This is a genomic window from Paenibacillus sp. VTT E-133280 (assembly GCF_002264385.1).
Taxonomy (GTDB): domain Bacteria; phylum Bacillota; class Bacilli; order Paenibacillales; family Paenibacillaceae; genus Paenibacillus_AQ; species Paenibacillus_AQ nitricinens.
Genome location: NZ_NFUX01000023.1, coordinates 44,875 through 63,515, shown reverse-complemented (window position 1 = coordinate 63,515; position 18,641 = coordinate 44,875). Strand labels below are relative to the sequence as shown.

Annotated in this window: 32 protein-coding genes; all 32 read left to right on the top strand. The window is 42.2% G+C overall.

Annotated elements, in window-relative coordinates; translation table 11 throughout:
- Positions 1-2: 2 nt before the first annotated feature.
- The 32 genes from CA600_RS12535 to CA600_RS12385 all read left to right on the top strand — a co-directional run bounded on the left by CA600_RS12535 (position 3) and on the right by CA600_RS12385 (position 18,301).
- Positions 3-323: a hypothetical protein gene (locus tag CA600_RS12535; protein ID WP_094870482.1), complete on the top strand. Its 321-nt coding sequence runs from the start codon at positions 3-5 to the stop codon at positions 321-323.
- Entirely contained in the window at positions 320-559 is a 240-nt protein-coding gene (locus tag CA600_RS12530) for a hypothetical protein (protein WP_094870481.1), read from the top strand. Before CA600_RS12535 ends, CA600_RS12530 begins: the two co-directional genes overlap by 4 nt.
- A 32-nt stretch (positions 560-591) precedes the next feature.
- Positions 592-771: a hypothetical protein gene (locus tag CA600_RS12525; RefSeq protein WP_094870480.1), complete on the top strand. Its 180-nt coding sequence runs from the start codon at positions 592-594 to the stop codon at positions 769-771.
- A 31-nt stretch (positions 772-802) separates the two neighbouring features.
- Positions 803-913, top strand: a complete 111-nt coding sequence (locus tag CA600_RS32195) for a DUF1660 family phage protein (RefSeq protein ID WP_143812141.1) — start codon at positions 803-805, stop codon at positions 911-913.
- A gap of 40 nt (positions 914-953) precedes the next feature.
- Complete coding sequence (locus tag CA600_RS31210) at positions 954-1,130, top strand: hypothetical protein (protein ID WP_170880378.1); 177 nt, start codon at positions 954-956, stop codon at positions 1,128-1,130.
- Positions 1,131-1,224: 94 nt separating this feature from the next.
- The gene (locus CA600_RS12520) at positions 1,225-1,521 is read left to right on the top strand and encodes a hypothetical protein (RefSeq protein ID WP_094870479.1); all 297 of its coding nucleotides are present in this window, start codon (positions 1,225-1,227) and stop codon (positions 1,519-1,521) included.
- Positions 1,514-1,792, top strand: coding sequence for a hypothetical protein (locus tag CA600_RS12515; RefSeq protein ID WP_094870478.1), 279 nt, complete (start codon positions 1,514-1,516; stop codon positions 1,790-1,792). The genes CA600_RS12520 and CA600_RS12515 overlap by 8 nt, the downstream gene beginning before the upstream one ends.
- Positions 1,789-2,067: a hypothetical protein gene (locus tag CA600_RS12510; RefSeq protein ID WP_094870477.1), complete on the top strand. Its 279-nt coding sequence runs from the start codon at positions 1,789-1,791 to the stop codon at positions 2,065-2,067. The genes CA600_RS12515 and CA600_RS12510 overlap by 4 nt, the downstream gene beginning before the upstream one ends.
- Entirely contained in the window at positions 2,064-2,261 is a 198-nt protein-coding gene (locus CA600_RS12505) for a hypothetical protein (RefSeq protein WP_094870476.1), read from the top strand. Before CA600_RS12510 ends, CA600_RS12505 begins: the two co-directional genes overlap by 4 nt.
- A gap of 26 nt (positions 2,262-2,287) precedes the next feature.
- Positions 2,288-2,728 (top strand): BC1872 family protein, encoded by a 441-nt coding sequence (locus CA600_RS12500; protein ID WP_094870475.1) that lies wholly within the window; start codon positions 2,288-2,290, stop codon positions 2,726-2,728.
- Positions 2,729-3,070: 342 nt separating this feature from the next.
- Positions 3,071-3,463: a hypothetical protein gene (locus tag CA600_RS12490; protein WP_094870473.1), complete on the top strand. Its 393-nt coding sequence runs from the start codon at positions 3,071-3,073 to the stop codon at positions 3,461-3,463.
- Between the two features lie 295 nt (positions 3,464-3,758).
- Positions 3,759-4,097, top strand: a complete 339-nt coding sequence (locus tag CA600_RS12480; RefSeq protein WP_094870472.1) for a hypothetical protein — start codon at positions 3,759-3,761, stop codon at positions 4,095-4,097.
- A gap of 128 nt (positions 4,098-4,225) precedes the next feature.
- Positions 4,226-4,378 carry a hypothetical protein gene (locus CA600_RS31205; protein ID WP_179281605.1) on the top strand — a complete coding sequence of 51 codons (153 nt, stop codon included), beginning with the start codon at positions 4,226-4,228 and terminating at the stop codon, positions 4,376-4,378.
- Positions 4,379-4,404: 26 nt separating this feature from the next.
- Entirely contained in the window at positions 4,405-5,061 is a 657-nt protein-coding gene (locus tag CA600_RS12475) for a hypothetical protein (protein WP_094870471.1), read from the top strand.
- An 83-nt stretch (positions 5,062-5,144) separates the two neighbouring features.
- Positions 5,145-5,402, top strand: a complete 258-nt coding sequence (locus CA600_RS12470) for a hypothetical protein (RefSeq protein WP_094870470.1) — start codon at positions 5,145-5,147, stop codon at positions 5,400-5,402.
- Positions 5,403-6,039: 637 nt separating this feature from the next.
- A complete protein-coding gene (locus CA600_RS12465) occupies positions 6,040-6,426 on the top strand; it encodes a hypothetical protein (RefSeq protein WP_094870469.1) in 387 nt (128 codons plus the stop codon).
- 182 nt (positions 6,427-6,608) lie between these two features.
- A complete protein-coding gene (locus tag CA600_RS12460; protein ID WP_094870468.1) occupies positions 6,609-7,208 on the top strand; it encodes a tyrosine-type recombinase/integrase in 600 nt (199 codons plus the stop codon).
- A gap of 238 nt (positions 7,209-7,446) precedes the next feature.
- Positions 7,447-8,220 (top strand): phage terminase small subunit, encoded by a 774-nt coding sequence (gene terS / locus CA600_RS12455; RefSeq protein ID WP_094870467.1) that lies wholly within the window; start codon positions 7,447-7,449, stop codon positions 8,218-8,220.
- Positions 8,198-9,607 (top strand): terminase large subunit domain-containing protein, encoded by a 1,410-nt coding sequence (locus tag CA600_RS12450; protein ID WP_094870466.1) that lies wholly within the window; start codon positions 8,198-8,200, stop codon positions 9,605-9,607. The genes terS and CA600_RS12450 overlap by 23 nt, the downstream gene beginning before the upstream one ends.
- A gap of 141 nt (positions 9,608-9,748) precedes the next feature.
- Positions 9,749-10,183, top strand: coding sequence for a hypothetical protein (locus tag CA600_RS12445; protein ID WP_094870465.1), 435 nt, complete (start codon positions 9,749-9,751; stop codon positions 10,181-10,183).
- A gap of 370 nt (positions 10,184-10,553) precedes the next feature.
- Entirely contained in the window at positions 10,554-10,760 is a 207-nt protein-coding gene (locus CA600_RS30910) for a hypothetical protein (RefSeq protein ID WP_143812140.1), read from the top strand.
- Positions 10,761-10,812: 52 nt separating this feature from the next.
- Entirely contained in the window at positions 10,813-12,150 is a 1,338-nt protein-coding gene (locus CA600_RS12435) for a phage portal protein (protein ID WP_094870463.1), read from the top strand.
- A 41-nt stretch (positions 12,151-12,191) separates the two neighbouring features.
- Positions 12,192-13,241: a 3-oxoacyl-ACP reductase gene (locus CA600_RS12430; protein WP_094870462.1), complete on the top strand. Its 1,050-nt coding sequence runs from the start codon at positions 12,192-12,194 to the stop codon at positions 13,239-13,241.
- A 3-nt stretch (positions 13,242-13,244) separates the two neighbouring features.
- Positions 13,245-14,246 carry a hypothetical protein gene (locus CA600_RS12425; protein ID WP_094870461.1) on the top strand — a complete coding sequence of 334 codons (1,002 nt, stop codon included), beginning with the start codon at positions 13,245-13,247 and terminating at the stop codon, positions 14,244-14,246.
- Positions 14,247-14,304: 58 nt separating this feature from the next.
- Positions 14,305-14,601 (top strand): hypothetical protein, encoded by a 297-nt coding sequence (locus CA600_RS12420; protein WP_094870460.1) that lies wholly within the window; start codon positions 14,305-14,307, stop codon positions 14,599-14,601.
- On the top strand, positions 14,598-15,161 hold the full coding sequence (locus CA600_RS12415; RefSeq protein WP_094870459.1) for a hypothetical protein: 564 nt from the start codon (positions 14,598-14,600) through the stop codon (positions 15,159-15,161). The genes CA600_RS12420 and CA600_RS12415 overlap by 4 nt, the downstream gene beginning before the upstream one ends.
- A gap of 8 nt (positions 15,162-15,169) precedes the next feature.
- On the top strand, positions 15,170-15,745 hold the full coding sequence (locus CA600_RS12410; protein WP_094870458.1) for a hypothetical protein: 576 nt from the start codon (positions 15,170-15,172) through the stop codon (positions 15,743-15,745).
- Positions 15,742-16,320, top strand: coding sequence for a hypothetical protein (locus tag CA600_RS12405; RefSeq protein ID WP_094870457.1), 579 nt, complete (start codon positions 15,742-15,744; stop codon positions 16,318-16,320). The genes CA600_RS12410 and CA600_RS12405 overlap by 4 nt, the downstream gene beginning before the upstream one ends.
- Positions 16,317-16,754, top strand: coding sequence for a hypothetical protein (locus CA600_RS12400; protein WP_094870456.1), 438 nt, complete (start codon positions 16,317-16,319; stop codon positions 16,752-16,754). The genes CA600_RS12405 and CA600_RS12400 overlap by 4 nt, the downstream gene beginning before the upstream one ends.
- Before the next feature lie 121 nt (positions 16,755-16,875).
- Complete coding sequence (locus tag CA600_RS12395) at positions 16,876-17,064, top strand: hypothetical protein (RefSeq protein ID WP_094870455.1); 189 nt, start codon at positions 16,876-16,878, stop codon at positions 17,062-17,064.
- A gap of 44 nt (positions 17,065-17,108) precedes the next feature.
- Positions 17,109-17,897 (top strand): hypothetical protein, encoded by a 789-nt coding sequence (locus CA600_RS12390; RefSeq protein ID WP_094870454.1) that lies wholly within the window; start codon positions 17,109-17,111, stop codon positions 17,895-17,897.
- 71 nt (positions 17,898-17,968) lie between these two features.
- Positions 17,969-18,301 carry a hypothetical protein gene (locus CA600_RS12385; RefSeq protein ID WP_256989825.1) on the top strand — a complete coding sequence of 111 codons (333 nt, stop codon included), beginning with the start codon at positions 17,969-17,971 and terminating at the stop codon, positions 18,299-18,301.
- The last annotated feature ends 340 nt before the right edge of the window (positions 18,302-18,641 follow it).

The window sequence follows — 18,641 nt, the reverse complement described above, 5'->3', positions numbered from 1 at the left end:
ATATGTACTATTTACGTAAGGAGCCGGAGGCGAAGACACTGCCGGAGATACGCAAGACTGACGGAACTGTGATACCAGAGAGACCATATATGAGCGATGACCGCGCGGTCTACAAGCATAGTGATTTTGCACGCTTCTATCGTGGCGGCTTCACCGGGCTGGATGGGCGCTATCAAGGGATGAAGGTGTACACCTGCAAGACGCTTAAGCGCATCCTTGAGCTTAGAGCGTCCACTCTCAGGGCCACCAATGAGCTGTTTGATGTGTACGACGAGAACGGGAAGGTTGAGCTTCCCGATTATGAAGGAGGAATTACAGTATGAACAGAACAGTCGAAGCTAGATTTGATACCACAGGCGTGAAAATACAGTTGCATGATGTTCTGAAAGATGAAGAAACCGGAGAAATGGCATTGGTGGTCTACGCCACAAATAAATCTGGTGTGCAGGGCTTGGCGGTCGAAAACCAAATAGTCGGAATTGGTGATTGGTTGGACGTTTATCCAGATGGTGTCTGGACTATTGTTGGTAACGCAGGGACTTCAGCGCCGCAGGATTGATACATGTAGAAAATCAGAAAGGATGCAAAGAAATGAATATAAAAAAAGTTGTTTTCCTAGAAGAAAATATGCTGGATGAGCATGAACGTGAGATTTTTCAATCTGATGTTCCTTATCTACTAGAACAGGGTTACATCCATAACGAGGACGGATTAAAAATGTCACTAAATAAAATTTGGGTGGATTTTCGTTTAGTTCATCAAAAAGCTTAATGTACTATAGCGCAGGAAGGGGCGAACGCCTATGCGTAAATTAATCTGCAAGTTACTAGGACACAAAATCGTTAATAAGCGCGGTCATTACCACAGCTATTGTCTGCGATGCGGTAAAGACAAGGTTTGGGGCATGGATTAATAATACACCACAATACCAATCTATTAAGGGGTGAGAGGATATGAGCCAGACAATAACAATAGGTCAGGAGCAAGCAAAAAAGCTTGGTGAAATTATGGAGATGATTGGTGATTCTGGAGTTGATTCCATTACACGAAATGAAGCAGCAGAGCATTGCATTGATTGGGTATGGGGCATGGTGAAAAAGAACGGTATGAAAATCAGACCGAAATCTTAGGCTGAAAGCCATCGAATCGACCGAACAAGCCCAAGCCGTATAAGGGGTAGAGAGGAATAATACCTCTCTATCTACACAAGGAGGTAAATACCCAATGATACAAACACCACCAATGCCCTATGAACAGTTAAAGCAATCTCATGACGAATGGAGAATGCTTGCAATGCACAATTACGGCGTAGCAAAGGCAGCAGAGTACCGGGAGCAATGTCTGAAAGAGGCTTGGGAACAATTACGCGAAATCGTAAGCACCAACGCTACTGGTGGGAAAGGCGAAGATATAAACGACTACGACATTATGCTGAACATGATGGATGATTTGCTTTATTTAGCTTCCCTTTACCCAGATACCCCAGCACCCACTGGTGAGGAAAGAGGTACTCATGAATAATCAAATTGAAGAGTTAAAGAAGACACTGAAAAGAGCAATAAATGGTCCATCATGGATTGTTGATGAATGGTTTAAACCTCTGACCGAAGCGAAATCAATCGAAGAATGGCACGAAGATTATGGGGATGTACTCTGGTGGACATTTCCGATAGAAGAACCGCCGTATTGTGGTACGCCACTGGATGCGGATTGGCCAGATTATCACACGCATTGGACACCGATCGTGTTTCCAGAAGATCCAGCACCCGAGGAGGAAGGAGATAACCAATGACACAAGAAACGCCAGAAATCGCATTAACACCTGATCAATATAAAGCCATCATGCAGGAAATATGGAAGAACCACCGCTTTGCCCGTTCAGACTTCAAACATAGTAAATATATCAAGTATGTCCGTCCAAACTGGGATATGCGAGATGGGATGTGCTTCGCTATCTCATTCGATCAGGATAAAAAGTCATTTAACTCAGGCTACGGCGAAACGGAACCTATGTATGACCGCATTATGAAATGGCTGAATGAACCATGGGAGGGATCGAAGCAATGACACGTCGCAAATGGTATTTTTATTCATTCATATATGTGGTAGAAAATGGGGTTGGGAATGGGAAAGGAATGAAACGGTTTAAACGATCCCCTTCTTTATTTAATTGGATTCTAGTTGAGAGAGAGATAGAAAATGAACATCAACTTCCGAAGGGCAGTGTGATGATTACCAATTACCAACCGGTAACTAAATAATTCGAAAAATGGAGGGCGTACCATTTATGACACTCACAAGGGAAGAGATACTGGCGATGGAGCCGGGGACTGAATTCAACACGATCGTAGCGAAGGAGCTATTTAAGGCAACCATCATCAATAAACCTTCATCCCTTAGCGACAAAATATTCTATTTACTAGTAGATGGAGATCATTTTAATCCAATCGAAAAAGGAAAGAATTTAGGCAACGCTTGGTGGAGGCTTTCGGAAGAACAGGCGTGGGAAGCTTGTCCAAGATATTCAACGGACATATCCGCAGCATGGGAGGTAGAATCAGAATTAATCCAAAAGAACTCCGGTGTGCAAACAAGATATGTATGGAGTTTGAAGTGGGTAACCGGATGGGAAGATAAGCAGCCTCATTTCAGAGAAGATTTAAAGTTGATCCACGCAACACCAGAGCAGCGTTGTAAGGCTGCATTATTGGCTGTACTTAACTTATAAGGGGGCTGAGACATGGGCGAGGTTACAAGAATGCCTAAGTATCCCTGTACATTTTGCCGAAAGAACGAAGCGACTCAATTATGTGACTTTGTAGTCGGTTACTCTTGGACATCTGCTAAAGATGAACGGGGACGGATGATAGGTGGCCATCATGAAACTTGTGATAACGCTATCTGTAAAGATTGTGCAACAACGGTTTCAGGGTTTGAGTTTTGCCCATCTTGCAACAAACTACATGTTCAGGTCCAAAAGCAACACGATCAACGCAAAAGCAAAGTGAACATTGATATAGCATTTGGGAGATACGAACCAATCCATGAGGTATAAGGGGGAGAAGAGGATATGAGCACAGCAAGCTATCAATTATCGGATCAGGCAGGCTTAAGCAACATCATAAATAAATCGCTTCACGCATTCCCGAAGTCCTTCATAAATAACAGCAACGAAATTATCCTTGAACCAAGAAATAATGTGTACTTCCGACTGGAGGGAGTCAATACAGAGTTGGACTTCAAATGTAAGATGTTCGCGTGGGTTTCCCGGCCGATTGCCAAAGGATTAAACAAATACTGGGCACCAAGGGTTCTGGAAAACTTTAACGAGGTGTTGGGTACAAACTTCAGCAAGGAAGAAATGTATGAAATCTATGACCTTTTAGGCAATGATGTCAATCGAAAGCTGACTGAGCAGTTCATAGAATCCGGTTACGACATGGCGCTTTTAAAGCGAATGTAATTCCTAGGCCGTAGGCCATCGAGTCAGACCGAATAATCCCAGTGAAACGGGGGCCGGATAAGGTTTACATAATCAGGCTCCCCATAAAGAGAGGAACAAGACACTATGAGCGAAGAAAGATTTGAGGTTAAGCCTTATGGAGTTCGTTATAGATGTGAATGCGGCGGAGAAATGAAACCATCAAGTCACATACTCATGAGCATTCCTCCACAGTATCCACACGAATGCAATAAATGCAAAGCTGTAGTCAATTTGACTAAACGTTACCCTACAGTCGAATGGGAGGAAACAGACAATGCCTAAACTAATAGATGCGGAAAAAATCAAACAACATCTACTAGATAATTGGCAAATGGAACGTCATGCAGGAACGGATGATTCAAGGATTCGTGCGGAAGTATGGGCAGAATTAAATGACTCACTTCGATCTGATATGTTTGACATCACAACTGAGCCAAGACCGAACTTCATAGTTACCTTCTATAAATGCTGGAACCTTATATTGACTAACAGTGGCTTGCATGAAATAAGAGAATATTTATGCCGTCCTTCAGGCGAGGATTTAGAACATGTTAGACAAATGCTAGGTGCAGAGCGATATGAATTGCAAGAGATTAAAGCTAATGGAGACTAAGCCAGGAGACATATATCAAGCGCAGATAATGACCATTAAGAACAAGAAGGGCATTCCAACAGTAATTGCAATGGACGGTCGCATTTATACTCTTCAGCCATCTTATCAACATAAGGAAGTGAATAAGAATGACAAAAGATGATGTTAGTGATTTCAACTTATACGACGAGGATTTTGAAGAATTCCAGCGCCGAGGTATGGAAGCTTACGGCATAACAGAAGATCAATTATCCGTAGTAACACCGTATAAAGTCCACTCTATACTGACAGTAAATATATAAGACAGCCGTAGAGAGGAGAATTATCCATGATTGAAGTATTACCAGCAATAGAGAGCGACTTTAATCCTAAGAATGATGTTGAATTGATTTCCCAAGTGTATCAGGTGCAGTTTTTCGAAAATACAGATCATGAAGATATTCGAAAAACCATTTGGTTGCTGAACAGTTACCGGACAATAAAAGGATTAGTAGATAGTTATGAATTTGTACTTAAGCAGCCACAGGAGAATGGACTAAACGATTTTGATATGGCTGGAGTCGAAGGGGCAGTCAAGCGACTCGGATCAAGTGACTCGATATCCAATTTGCCAGCCAATGTGCTTATAGCTAAAGAAACACGTCATAATAACTATCTTCTTTATAAACGAGTTACAGAAGCTGTAGCGCACGCAGCTAATAACATCATAGATCCACATGAACATAAGATTGTACAACTACTCTTTGTAGGAGAAAGAAAATATCGATACAAGGATGCCGTAGAGTACATGCGAAAGGGATACAAAACGGTTGCTTATGGCATCGAAGCTACTACATTTGCAGAAAAGCGCCGTAAGGTTATCGCATCCCTTGCGAACACGCTACTATTCAATGGAACACTGGATTACGTTACTATCGATTATGGAAGAGGACGTAACCAAGAAGGTGAAATAGGATTGAGACAGCTTAACAGCCGCGAAGGGTAGATACCTTGAGCGGTATTTTTTTGCTTTTTAACTTGAACCCCTAATGATAATATGTGTTCATACCGCAATGGGAGGTAGGCAAGATGAAATATAGAAGAGTTGAGCGATTTACAAAAGAAAAATTAATAGAAGGAATTAAGGAGCACGAATCTGAATTTGGAGAACGTCCAGAAGAGATAAGGATGCGCAATGAAACATGGCATGAATTGTTCAACTTTCATGAGGATGAATCTGCAAATAGTAAAACTGAGCCTATTTTTTTTCAAGGTATTCCAATAATAATTGATGAAAATTTAGCGAATGGGATAATTCTTGAACTTGTCGGTTCCCCATCTGAATAATTAAACTCAAATTCCGTAGTGTATCAGCAACAAGCCCCAAATATAATAAAGATACCGAGGCGAGAGCTTCCGTACTACTCCATTTCTGGTTGCGGCAATCTGTGACGGGACATCACACCGCAGCTCATACCCGAACACCTCCCGGGCAACCGTGATCTCAGCGGCTAAAGATTTGGATCGAGAACGTGAACCGGATGCGTAAATAAATAACCGGGTCGAACTACTAATTGGAGACAGCGCACAGAGGGGAATACCCCGAAGCATTAAAGGTGCGCATTGTTGCCCAAACCGGGGCATGGCGGATTAGCGGTAGCCGCATGTTATAAATTACCGCTTAGTATGATGACAGTAATATGTGGTGGCGAAATAGGTAGACGCAACCAAATGCGCTAAGTGATTGTGGGCACTCAATCTATTGCGCGAGTAGGTCGGTACAACGGATAAACATATACCCAGTCCGTGGGAGGCCTCCCTGTAAGGTGCAAATCCTTGCCCACATCAAAGAAACGGTATGCTGTCACCCCACAATAACGGGTTAGATAGCATACCGTTTTTATTATAGTCAGGAATAAATTACCAAGAGGATAAATCCCACTTTGCATAGAAGACCCTTTGAAACATCAGCGGAGGATTAACTATGAAATTAGATCCAGCACTAAAGGTATTGAGTGGATGGCTTAAAAAGCAAGAACAGATATTTGCCATACCCACAGGGAACGATAAAATCATAATCATCAATGGAAAAGACATTACTGAGGTGATGCGAGGAGCTAATGACACAATTCTGGCCGTTACTCCTAATGGAAATTTTCGTCTACTAAACGAAGTTTACGTAGCTGCATTACTAATGCCTAAAGAATTGGAGAAGGCAGACATGCAACGTATATCCAATAAACTACATATCAATCTACGGCGAGTGCAAGAAATTGATCGTAAGAAACGAAATGTTACGGTTGAGGGCCGAATACATAAGATTGAAAAAGCGTATTGGGAGAAATTCATCGAGGCTTACGATAATCAATAGGAAAAGGGATATATTAGATCTTTTCTTAGACTAAAACGTAGTAAATTCGAATTAATTCCATGTTACATTGTACATACAACCAATATATCTTTACTATGAAGCGCCCAATGAGGCGCTTTTTATTTTGCTCAGGAAAGTTTTGCTAAAGCTTTAAATGATGACTAATCAAAGGAGGATGTGATATGAACGAGGTTCAACCGATTCGAGATAAGAAGGTAATTATTCAAATTCAAAACTATCTTAAGGTCACAAGTTTTAGAAATTACATTTTCTTTTCAATGGGAATTCTTAGCGGACTTCGAGTATCAGACTTGCTGCAACTAAAAGTAGAATCAGTCAGGGAGCAAGCGCATATCAACTATGTTGCTGAAAAAACTAAAAATCGAAAAAAGAAAAAACGTAAACGGAAAAAATTCATCATTCACCCTGATATCTACGATGACTTGATGATTTATATCAAAGATAAAGATGATGATGCTTACTTGTTTGCCAGCAGGCAACGTAAGAAGCTCACCGGAGCCGTCGGGGAACCTATAGATAGAGTAACTGCCTACAAAATGATTAGTGGATTGGGGAAAAGGTTCGGACTCAAAGACATAGGTGTTCACTCCCTTCGAAAAACATGGGGATACCACTTATATTTAGACGATCCACATAATTTAGCGTTACTAATGGATATGTTCGGACATGAGGATATGACGACCACTTTGCTATATATTGGGATAACTCAGGACTCTATGGACGAAGCGATTCGTCGTTTGAGTTTTACACAATCCGGTTAATGTTGCACTCAAAACAGGGAATAACAAAAACATTGATTTCATGCGGTTTCTTGCTTTTTATGAGTGCAACAGAATTATAGTTATGTTTCACCCAACTGACAATATTTAGTGAAAACGAGAGTGTATACAAAGCCTGCCGATTTCGGCTTAGGCTTATTTTCATTAGTAACGTTTGACCAATTTAGACCTTTAGTGTGAATTCCAACTCAAATACGTAGTAGGGCAGAGGTGAAGATAGTTGACAAGAGAAAAAAGTCCAGATCGGGAAAAGGCACTGAAAATCTGGCTGAAGAGTGGACGGCAGAAGAAATTGAGCGAAATAGCGGCAGAACTTGGCCTTAACGCTTCAATGGTCCGCAAATGGAAAAGTGTTGATAAATGGGATGGAATTCCGGCGACAGGAAGGCCGCGCGGTGCTAAGAAAGGTAATCAAAATGCTAAAGGGAATAAAGGTGGTAAAGGCGGGCCTCCTGGTAACGACAAGGCAGTAACTCATGGTTTTTTCAGGAAGTTCATGCCACAGAATACCGAATACCTTGAAATTATGGATGCAGTAGAGAACATGGACCCAGTAGACATGATTTGGTATAACATCACAACTCAATTCAGAGCTATCGTGTGGGCGCAACGCATCATGTTTGTAAATGATCAAGGTGAAATGGTCAAGGAACTGAAAAAGCAGAAATTCGAGGTTCACAGTAAAGGTCGAGGTGATAAAAAGGAATTAATACCTGTCGTTATTGAGGAAGAACATGAATTCCAGTTTGCTTGGGATCGGTACGCCACCTATTTGAAAGCTCAGTCAGCAGCTATGTCAGAACTTCGAAGTGCCATTAAGCAATTCAAGGCTATCGCTCCAGAAGAAGACGAACGCCGTCTTAAACTTGATGGAATGCAAGCTCAGGTCGAGAAGACCAGACTGCAAATCGAAGAACTTAAGAACGGTGAAAAAGATCATCCAACTGAAATCAATGTAAAGAGGTGGTCAAATGTCCCTCGTGCTGGATCTTGATCCATTTGAAGGATGGATGCCACATGATAAACAAATAGAAGTTATGCAGAGCGAAGCTCGTAACAATGTATTAAACTGCGGTCGGCGTGGTGGAAAGACTAACGTAGGTGCTCGTAAATTCTTCGACAATATCTTAGCTGATATAGAACGAGGTAAAGGGCTGCCTTACAAGCCACCAAAGAACCTCAAAAAGATGAAAAAGCCTAAGCCAAAGCTAGAATACTGGTGCATATCACCAACCTATGCCATGTCTGAAATTCAGCAAGAAGAACTATCAGATGTTTTACCAGAAGATATGATTGAATCATGGGATATGTCTAAGAATCGAATATGGCTAAAAGGCTGGGTACTCATTCAATTCAAGTCAGCAGACAATCCTAAGTCACTTGTTGGTAAGGGTTTAGACGGCGTATGGCTAGATGAGGCAAGTAAGATGAAAGCAGAGACTTGGACAGGTTATCTATCCTATGCATTAGCTGATAAAGGTGGCTGGAGCGTATGGACTACAACTCCAGAGGGAATCAACTGGTTTGCTGAGGATATTGTTTTAAGAGGTCAATTTATCGATGCAGGGTTAGAAGAGGAACAGTATCTGAATGATCCAGAGTGGTGTAACTTCTATTGGACTTCACTCGACAACCCTATACCCGAGCTGCAACGAAACATTCAGCGGATGATTGAGACTTACCCCGAACGATATGTAGACCGGGAAATCAGGGCTAAGTTCAACGTATTCCATGGGCAGGTGTACGATGAGTTTAAAAGAACCACCCACGTTGTTGATATGCGTTGTCTTGATCAAAGCATTCATCTTTACGAAGTGACTTATCCAGATGGTAGTACAAAAGATATAACGTTTAGTAGATTTATCGGAGGGATGGATCACGGATGGAATGATCCAGCTGTTTTGCTTGCAATAGGCTGCATAGGTGAAGATTATTACATTGTTGAGGAAGCTTATGCTCAACATGTCAATGTACTTGTAGTGGGCGAAAACGGAGAAATGGAAGATTGTCTAGTTAAACGATATAAGGAAATGGATAGTAGATATCACTTTGATACGATATGGGCTGACCCGTCTCAGCCGGAATATATCAGTACGTATAGGAACAACGACTTACCGATTCAAGAGGCTGATAACGCCATAGGCCCAGGTATTCGAGAAGTATCCACTCTCTATAAGGTCAAGAGTGGAACAGGAAGACCAAACATTTATGTGAACCGCGAGTGCAAGAATGAAATTAAAGAAACAGAGAATTACAAATGGAAAGAGAAGGCGGGACAGCATACCGAAGAACCTGAAGATAAGAATAATCATACTCAGGACTCTAAACGGTATGCTATATACAATGACCGCGAGGGCGATACCGGATTCTCATTTGGATGAAGCTATGAAAGATGTGGTGCTTCCTAATAATGGAGATGGTACAATTGGAATAGGGTGAAAAAGGAAGAAAATTAAGAGATTAACAAGACTAATGCTATTTCCTTCAACCCAGAATTTTATTGTAATTGAAAGGGGATTAGTATGGATATTGTTTTAGACAGTTATATAAATGGTACTTTTTACGGTTGGAGTGGATCAACTCTCTTCAAGTTAGGTAACAATTCATTTTGGATACAGACAAGGTATGCTTATAATTATCATTATGCTTATCGTCCTAGTGCGAAAATAATTCAAGATGCAGGAGCCTATTTTTTAGAAGTAGAAAATGTAGGTGAAAGGGTTGAGGTAAAGAGGGTTACCGATATCATAGAAAGTCAAATAAAAGGAACATTTAAAGGATGGAAAAGTAAAACGCAATTCGAGCTTACCAATGGTCAAACTTGGGAACAAACAGAGTACAATTATATGTATCATTACGCATACAGACCAACTGTTTTAATATATAACACTCAAAGCGGATATCGCATTAGCGTAGAAGGAACTAAAGAAACAACTACAGTTAAAAGAATTAAATAATTGGTTTTACGAGAGACTTGTTATTCCATAGTAACACCGAATAAAAACAATGATATTCTCAATTCATAGAAGTATAAATGAAGAAGGCAAGGAAATATTTCCTTATCGCAACGGAGTCGCTGAACAGCGGCTCTTTTTATTTGCGTAAATACTGAATGGAAGAGGAATATGCGTGCGATTATTTAATAAAAGTGACGCTCTTATCCCAAAAGTAGATGCTTTCGATTGTTTTCATTGCAAAAATCGTTCTAAAGGGAAATGGTGCGGACGATGTAACGCACAACCGATAAGAGGTACATACTGGGATGAGCATGGGTATGCATGCAAACCAACGGCTAGAATTAAAAAATTATCTAGGAGAGTGAGACACGTGGATGAAACAGTAGAATTTGTAGATTTCGCATTAAATAATTGGAGAGAAAAAAGAGACGCGGCATTTAATGCACACAATCTCAATCGGGATGAAGTGTATGCTACCGGAGATTTTGATAGTTTACCTACTGAGTGTCTGGTAGCTATGTGTTACGTAGATGCATACGCATGTGTACAGGCGAAAATCCGTAGCAAAACTGAATGAATCAGGTGTTAATCTTAATTCATAGAAGTCTGCAATGAAAGGAGGAAACGCCTTGGGTGTAAGACAAATAATCATTGACTGGCTTGCAGCAGGACGAACAAAGAATGAGCCGGATAGACAGACTGAAGCTTACTCGCAAGCATGGGGTTACTTAAACCGAAACGGAAATAATCAACCAGCAGTTAAGCGAACGCCAGCAAATCTGAGGTTGCTGAGCGAATCACCGATACCACGCCGTGCAATCAATGTAATTAAGGATGGGATTACTAAACTTAATTGGTCTGTGGCTGCTATTGATGAGAATGATAATGAAAAGTACAGAGAAATATGTAAACTTATAGAACGATCCTTGCTTAAACCGAATTCAGGAGACTCATTCCGATCATGGCTGGAGCAAACTGTTGAAGATATGTTGGTGTGTAGTGCTGGAAGTTCAGAGATACTAAAGGCGGGAGATCCACTCCGACCTTTTCGAATGTATCCAGTGGACACATTCTCCATTGATCTATATCCGCAATGGGATGGAAAACCCGACTCGTATCGATTTGCTCAGCGGATTAACGGACAATATGTTCACCTTACTGCTTCTGAAATGATGTACATTCGTATGAACCCAAGAACAAGCACACCATTTGGGCTTTCACCGTTAGAAACCGTATGGGAATCAGCGGAGAACTTTGTTTCATCTCATAAAACAGCTGGTAATCAGACGAAAAACACCATTCTCAACAAAATACTCAACCTTGGTACAGGTAAAGACGGAAACAGTATTGATGCGAAAGCATTTCGAACGTATTGGAATGCAGAGGTCCAGGGAAAAGGCATCATACCTATAATTAGTGGTTTTAATCCATCTGTCTTAAACTTGGGTGCGACTGATGATAAATCTTTGTTCCTTGAGTGGCAACGGTTCTTGATTGAGATAATAGCCATTTCATTTGGCGTATCGCCTAAAAAGCTAGGCCAAACAAAGGATGTTAACCGTACCACAGCGGATAGTGAAGATGAAGATACAAACTCCACGGTTCAAAATATAGCTGAAAACATTGTTGAACATATTAACAACCATATCATTGATGGTATCTTCAAAATGGGTGGTGTACTCGAATTTAAGTTCTTGTATGCAACGTCACTGAAGGACCTTAAGACTCAAGCGGACATTGATGCTATCTATCTTGATCGAAGAGTAGATACCCCAGATGAAGTAAGAGACAAGCGAGGGAAGAAAGCACTCCCTAATCAGCACGGCGAGGTGTTATTGCAGCCGAGTAAACTGGAAGTTATTGATATCAACTCAACACAGGAAGAACTCGCAGCTACGAAAGATCCGCCGCTAGAACCTCCAGAAGCCAAAGCTAATATAGAAGACCCAAACACCGAGGAAACGTAACGGTGTTTTTATTTTGCCCTGAGAGGAGGTGAGAATCAAAGATGCTTAAGACATTGAAGCTAAGCAATCAAACAATGCGCGTTCAGGACTTTAAGCTATCCGATGCTGGAGCGCACCCTAACAAAATCCCATTCAAATGCGCGTTGTTCGCTGTTGACCAGCCAAGTGATGGTTCGCCTTCAGGGGCTGGAGGAAAGAAGATTCGAATTTCTTCTGAGGTGTGTGATCAGTGCTTGCATACCTTCGTAGGAATGGCACTGAACATCGACTACGCAAATGGTATGGCCGACCACGATCCTCGCTTTAAGGTAGCTGTGATCGAGAAGGCATACCGTTCCTTGGATGGTTACGCATGGATAGACGGGTACATTTACGCCAAAGACTTCCCAGATGTAGTAGCTACCATTCGTTATTACAATGGTCTTGCTGCTGAACATAACTGGAGCGAGTATCAATTCGGTGCATCGCTTGAAATGGAAGCGTCTGTGATGGGCGCTACTGATAGGGATGATGTGCTGGATGTTACTGATTTTTGCGGAACGGGAGCAGCAATCTTGTTCGCTGAAGCAGCCGCATATAGAACAACCAGTTTCGCGGCTAAAAATAACAAACTTAAAGAGGGGGTTGTCAACGACATGACACCAGAACAAATCAAATCCATGGAAGATGGAATAAAGTTGTTGCAAGAGAGTATGACATCAATCACCGCCAGCGTTCAAAGCGTTGTAACTGAGGTTGGAACTATCAAAAGTGACCTTACGAGCATGAAAGCTGCCAATGCAGAGGCTGAGCAAAAGACAGCTGAAGAGCAGGCGGCGGCAGATCTTAAGGCGGCAAACGATAAGGCGACAGCGCTTGAAAAGGAGTTGGCTGATCTGAAAGCTGGCAAGATAACAACGACACCGCCAGAACCCGAACGAAAAACTGTCGCTGCTACCAATCTTCTTTCGAAATACGGGAAAACAGAAGAGTCGGACGCGACAGATTACAAGACATTCTGTGCTTCGGTCGATGCTCTGAACCTTCCCTCATCTGAATCCATGAAACTTAAATTCCAAGCCAAAGCTCGATTTGAAAAGGAGAGTGTATAAATAATGAATAGCCGTGTAGGACAGGCAGTTTCAATTGATGTAGCAGCAGCAGCGCAGTTTCAGGGTCCAGGCGCGATAATCGTAGACGATTTTCAACGCGAAATCACAGATGCTCTTCGTCGTACATCTGTACTTGATGGCCGCATGCAATATGTTCCGGCTACTGGTGACATTTCGACTTACTATGAACAAAATACAATAAATGGTGGTGCTTCAGTTGATCCTAGAAGCCCTTCAGCGACTGCTACCAGCAATCCTCGAACTCCGCATGGTTTGAAGATTAAGGCAATCACGAACCAAGTTAATTTTGGACACTACGATGTTATTCTTGGACAACAGCAAGCCAACTTTCCTGAGCTGAAGGCGAAAGATCTTAATGATATGCTCAACGGTGTTGCCTTGCATCATGGGAAAACTTTGTGGAGAGGCACAGACACATCCCTCGCGGTTCCTACAACACTCCAATATATGGGTCTGCCTAAGCAAATCACTAACACATTCACCGTTGGTGCTGCTGGGTCAATTGTTTCGGCAATACGTGCTAAAGTCGCTGCAATGATTGCTAGTGAGCTTTACGAACTGTTACCATCGGCCATCTATATTCACCCAATCGCACATCATTACTTGGAAGAAGAAGAGCGTCTTGCTGGCAACAACAACACACAAATCAGTAATCTGAAAAAGACTACTGTTGCTGGTCTGGAAGTATTGGCTGTGATGACCGCTGCTGGCCTATTGCCTATTATCCCAGAACCATTCATGCCATCTGCTGTTAACGAAACGACATCAGCAAACACGGATTATGGTATCGCAATCGTGACTGAATCAATGATTGAATATCACTATGTAGGCGAAAAGGGTATCTACCTCTTCCAGATGGGAACTGTTACCGATCTTCAAGAAAAGTATGTTGCCATTAAATACGGCGCGCCTGTTGCTAAGGGTCCTGGTTATGCTCATGCCTATGGCACTATTGAACGTCCTACAATCACTGCAGTAGCTTAGAAATCATTGAATGCAGGGCGGCGTGAGTCGCTCTGCATATAAAAGGAGGCGAGTAGAAGTGACAAAAAAGAAGGAAGATCCATCATCTGATGAACAAAGCGAATCGGTGAAGGTAAGCGATGATACAGCTCTAAATGAAAACAAAAGTGATCCAGACGCAGCCGGAACATCAAAACCAAGCGAAGTTCAGACGGGAATTTCCCTCAAATCTATAGTATTGAAGGGTACGCTCAGCCAGAAAACAGGTCCTCACACCCTCTTTATCGGTTCTAGAATTGTTAATTTTAAAGATGGTGAGGCCAAAGTTCAGGAAGACTTGGCTGAGGAACTCGAAAATGGCGGTTATATTGAATGAGCCAATATCTAACTGTAGAAGACACCGACTACGTACCCGCAGGAGTGGTTCTGACCCTCCCGTTAATCATTAGGGCTTCCGCTATTATTGACGGGCACTGTAAGCGTGAGATCGGCGTTAAGAGCTACACTGAGCGCATACCATTGACCAATCAACGAGGGCATTTATCCTATTACCCTGTAAAGGAAATTACAGAGGTTAATGGCAGAGCAGCATACGGCATAACCGGTGATAACTTCTTTGGTGCTCCAGGCTTCGTTACTGCTGACCTCACTACCTTGGATGTGGACAGGGAGATAGGCACTGTAATGTGCGGCGGTTCACCATTCGGAATGCCGTATGCAGAGTTGGAAGTTACTTATACCAGTGGTTGGGACCCAATACCGGACAAGGTAAAAGTTGCTTGCGGATTGATCATTGCTCAGTTATCTGCCAATTCAAATACAAACGTTAAGTTGAAAAAAGATGTTGACTCCACAATCGAATACTTCGGGAATAATATGATCACTCCAGAGATAGCGGATTTGCTGTCAGAGTATCAGTATTGTTCCTTCAGGTAGGTGAGTGTATGTTTCATGATTTCTCGCACCGACACACTCCTTGTACAGTGAACGGACTGCCGGAAGCGGTAATACTGTCTCGTGGATCAAGCGGATCTTCTCAATTTGGTAGAGAATCAGACTATATTGGTCGTTTTGCTCCTGAATCGTCAGTTGTGTCAGGAGCATTGATAGAAACAGGAGAAACATTCCTTGTCTGTTCACAACGACCAACGCCAGAACGCGATAAATATTGCGGGATGGTAAAGACGAATATGATTGTCAAAATTCAGCGGTATAGTCAGAAATATGATGGGAATTACAATCCTATCGGCGACCCTGACTTTCTGGACATTGAAACGGAAGTATATTCATTTGTCCGTTATGTCACAGGAGATTTAAGACAAGAAGATCCTGGACTATTGCCGACTTCAACGCATCTAGTTCGTTTGCAAAATACGGTTGACGTTCGTCGTCCCAATGATCCCAAATTACTCGGACCAGATCGCATTATATTGAATGGACGCCCATATCAGGTGGATGATATCAACGATATTCAATTTCCTGGGCTTTACCAGATTCAGTTATCGGAGGATATGCGATGATTGCCGGATACGATACTTTAAGAGCTGCTAAGGATCTAGAGAACAAGCTAGCTATTGAAATTACTGGACTTACTAAACTGATTTTACTCACTGCTAAGGGTGGCATACGCTACTATCCAGCAGTACGAGATAAACTTCAAATGGAAATGTTAGTACTAGCAAACCAGATGATATCAGGAGACATTACAGCGGATTACTGGCAAGCTTGGCTTGAACAGTTCGGTAAAGGTTCTTTGATGGCTGATGCTTCTCAAAACCCCGGACTAGTCACCTACATGAATAGTGACGCTTGGAACCGACTGAGGTCGCGGAGTAGCAAGGTTGTCGTAGGACGTGGACAAGGGAACTATAGAAGCATTGATGGTACCATGCGTTTCTCTGGTGGCGGTTATGCTGGTGTGGACTTGGAGGAATTGGCTGAGCGTGGGGATATTGATCCGAAGTTCAAGCCCACGCCTCCGACATACTTTCTGCGGATCGCTATTCAATCCAATCGAAACCGAATCCTTCAGGGCATTGGGGAGGTAATAGAAAACTTCCCATATCATCGGTATTTCTTGGAGGTGAAAGATTGAGTCTACAACTGATTGACGCTATCCAGAACACACACACAGCAGATGGCGAGTTTATGGCGCTGTTGAAGCTTACTCTCTCGCCTACCCCCGAAGAAGTAGTCAAGCGCTTTTCCAAGGGCGTAGAACCCGAGATTACAATCATGAAAGAGACTGTGCCACATTTATGTCAATACATCATGCCAGGGCAGTTCGCCTCCCAAAACCACCTAGTGTTTCAAGGGAAGTTCTGCATCGACTTTTACGGCAAGACAGGGTATGAGGCGAAACTACTATTTGAGCGGTCGTTCAAACTCCTTCACGATGAGAAGATCGTTCAACCGGGGTTTCATTCCTTCCTTTGTGTACTTGCCTATGACGGTGATTTTGCAACAGGAATCAGCGGTGTTAAAGGTTATAAAGGTATATACGATATCGACTATATCCGCATGAATTAGGGAGCGATCATGAACAAAGGGACTGTTAAGCTATTACATGAGGTAGTGCACACAGAGCAGGAACAGGTGAAGTAATCGGCAAGGCTTGGAAAAGAGTCCTTCAAGAATTGAGGTGAGTAACTTGACCGTACAAAATAAATTAAAGAAAGAACCATCAGAATTGGAAGCACTAGTGAAGGAAAAAGTAACGCTGGCAAGTAAGTTGGGTTTGATGGGTGAGGGTGCACAACCGATTGAAGTTTATGAAGAAACAGAAGAGTACAAGCGTATCAACGAAATAGATTTGCGTTTATGGGAACTGGTCAAATAATCTGACTGGTTCTTTTTTTATGACATAAGGAGGCTAAATTAATCATGAGACCATTAGTTTTTGATGGTGTGGGTACGGTTTCCGTTTATCAAACGGATGGAACATTGAAATACTTGGATGATAAAATTTCTAAAGTATCACTTCAACTTCAACTGGATTGGCAGAAGGTTATGGGTGGCGAATCGGGGTATGCTTTCCATTACACAGCACAGGATTTGGCGGATAAGGCTAGTATCGAAATACCGCGGTTCTCTACGATTCTGGCTGAAATCTCTCAAGGCGCTGAAACTGAACGCGGAACTGTAAAATTCAATGAAACAGAAACGGGTGTTTTAGTCGCTACTGATGGATACACAGTTAAAGCACCTGCAAAATACGGCGGGGCATTTGTTGTGGATAGTGATAAAGTGTTTTTGAAGGATGAGGACACTGGAGAACTAGTGCCCTTAACACGAGCTGCAACAGCCCCAACTGCAAACCAATACTCTATTACTGCAGCTGGAAAAATTACAACTGATGTCACAAACAACGGAAAAGTTGTAGTTGTTACATTTGCATGGACAAAAGAGGACTCCACGAAGAGCAAGTTGAGCGGCAAACGCCGACCGAAGCCTTTTAAATTGGTTCATCGCTTTGAACTTATCGATGATGCAAGCGGGAATCCCGTACCCTGTCAGTTAACAATTTGGAAAGCTCTTGGCGGTGGTACACTGGACGTTTCCCAGGAACGTAAAAAGCCGACATCCAATACTATGACGCTTGAAATCATGGAACCAGACATTTCAGCGGATAACCCAGATGGTGTTGCAGTAGAATTGATCTTTGGTATTTAATCTTAATATCATTTTAAAATTGAATCCCTCGCCCTATAGGTGAGGGATTTTCATTAATAGGAGGAATACTCATGGATCGTCAAATTGATGAAACGCTTAATATTGGTTCAGAAGTACGATTAGCTGAAGATATTATTAAAAATGTCCGAATCGGAAGTATTGGGTTGATTCGTAATGTACGACAAGTAATGAAGATAGCACCGTACAAGTTTTCTACTTCAATCGGACGAGATAAATGGCCAGCGACAGAAGATCGTAATGAGGTTGATTGGCCTGCCATTGAAGATGCTTATCGCGAGGCTTTTAATCTTGTTTTGGTAGACGGTCTATCTGAGGATGAATACGAGCGAGTAGATGATAAAGGCATCAAGGAGTTGGATACTCTCCTAGATCGATTTCTATAATGAGTCCTTTCCTCCAGATCCTGATGCAGAGGATGAAGAGGAAAACGACGAAGTTGAAGAGGAAGAAAAAGAAACTAATTGGCTTGATTTATGGGCTTTGTGCGTAAGTAATGGGATATCAGATAGCGAATGGATTAACATGACGATCCCAAAAATTCGCGCACTTATGAAAGCAAAGAATAAAAATAGAGAATTCGAAGTCATTCTGCACGGTGGGGAAGTCGGAATCAAAAAGCCGAAGCAGGCCAAATACCTTTCAGACCTAGGGTTCTTTCCAAAAAAATAAACAAAAGACCTCCGTTTATCAAGCGGCAGGTCTTTTTTTCTGTATATATGGCAT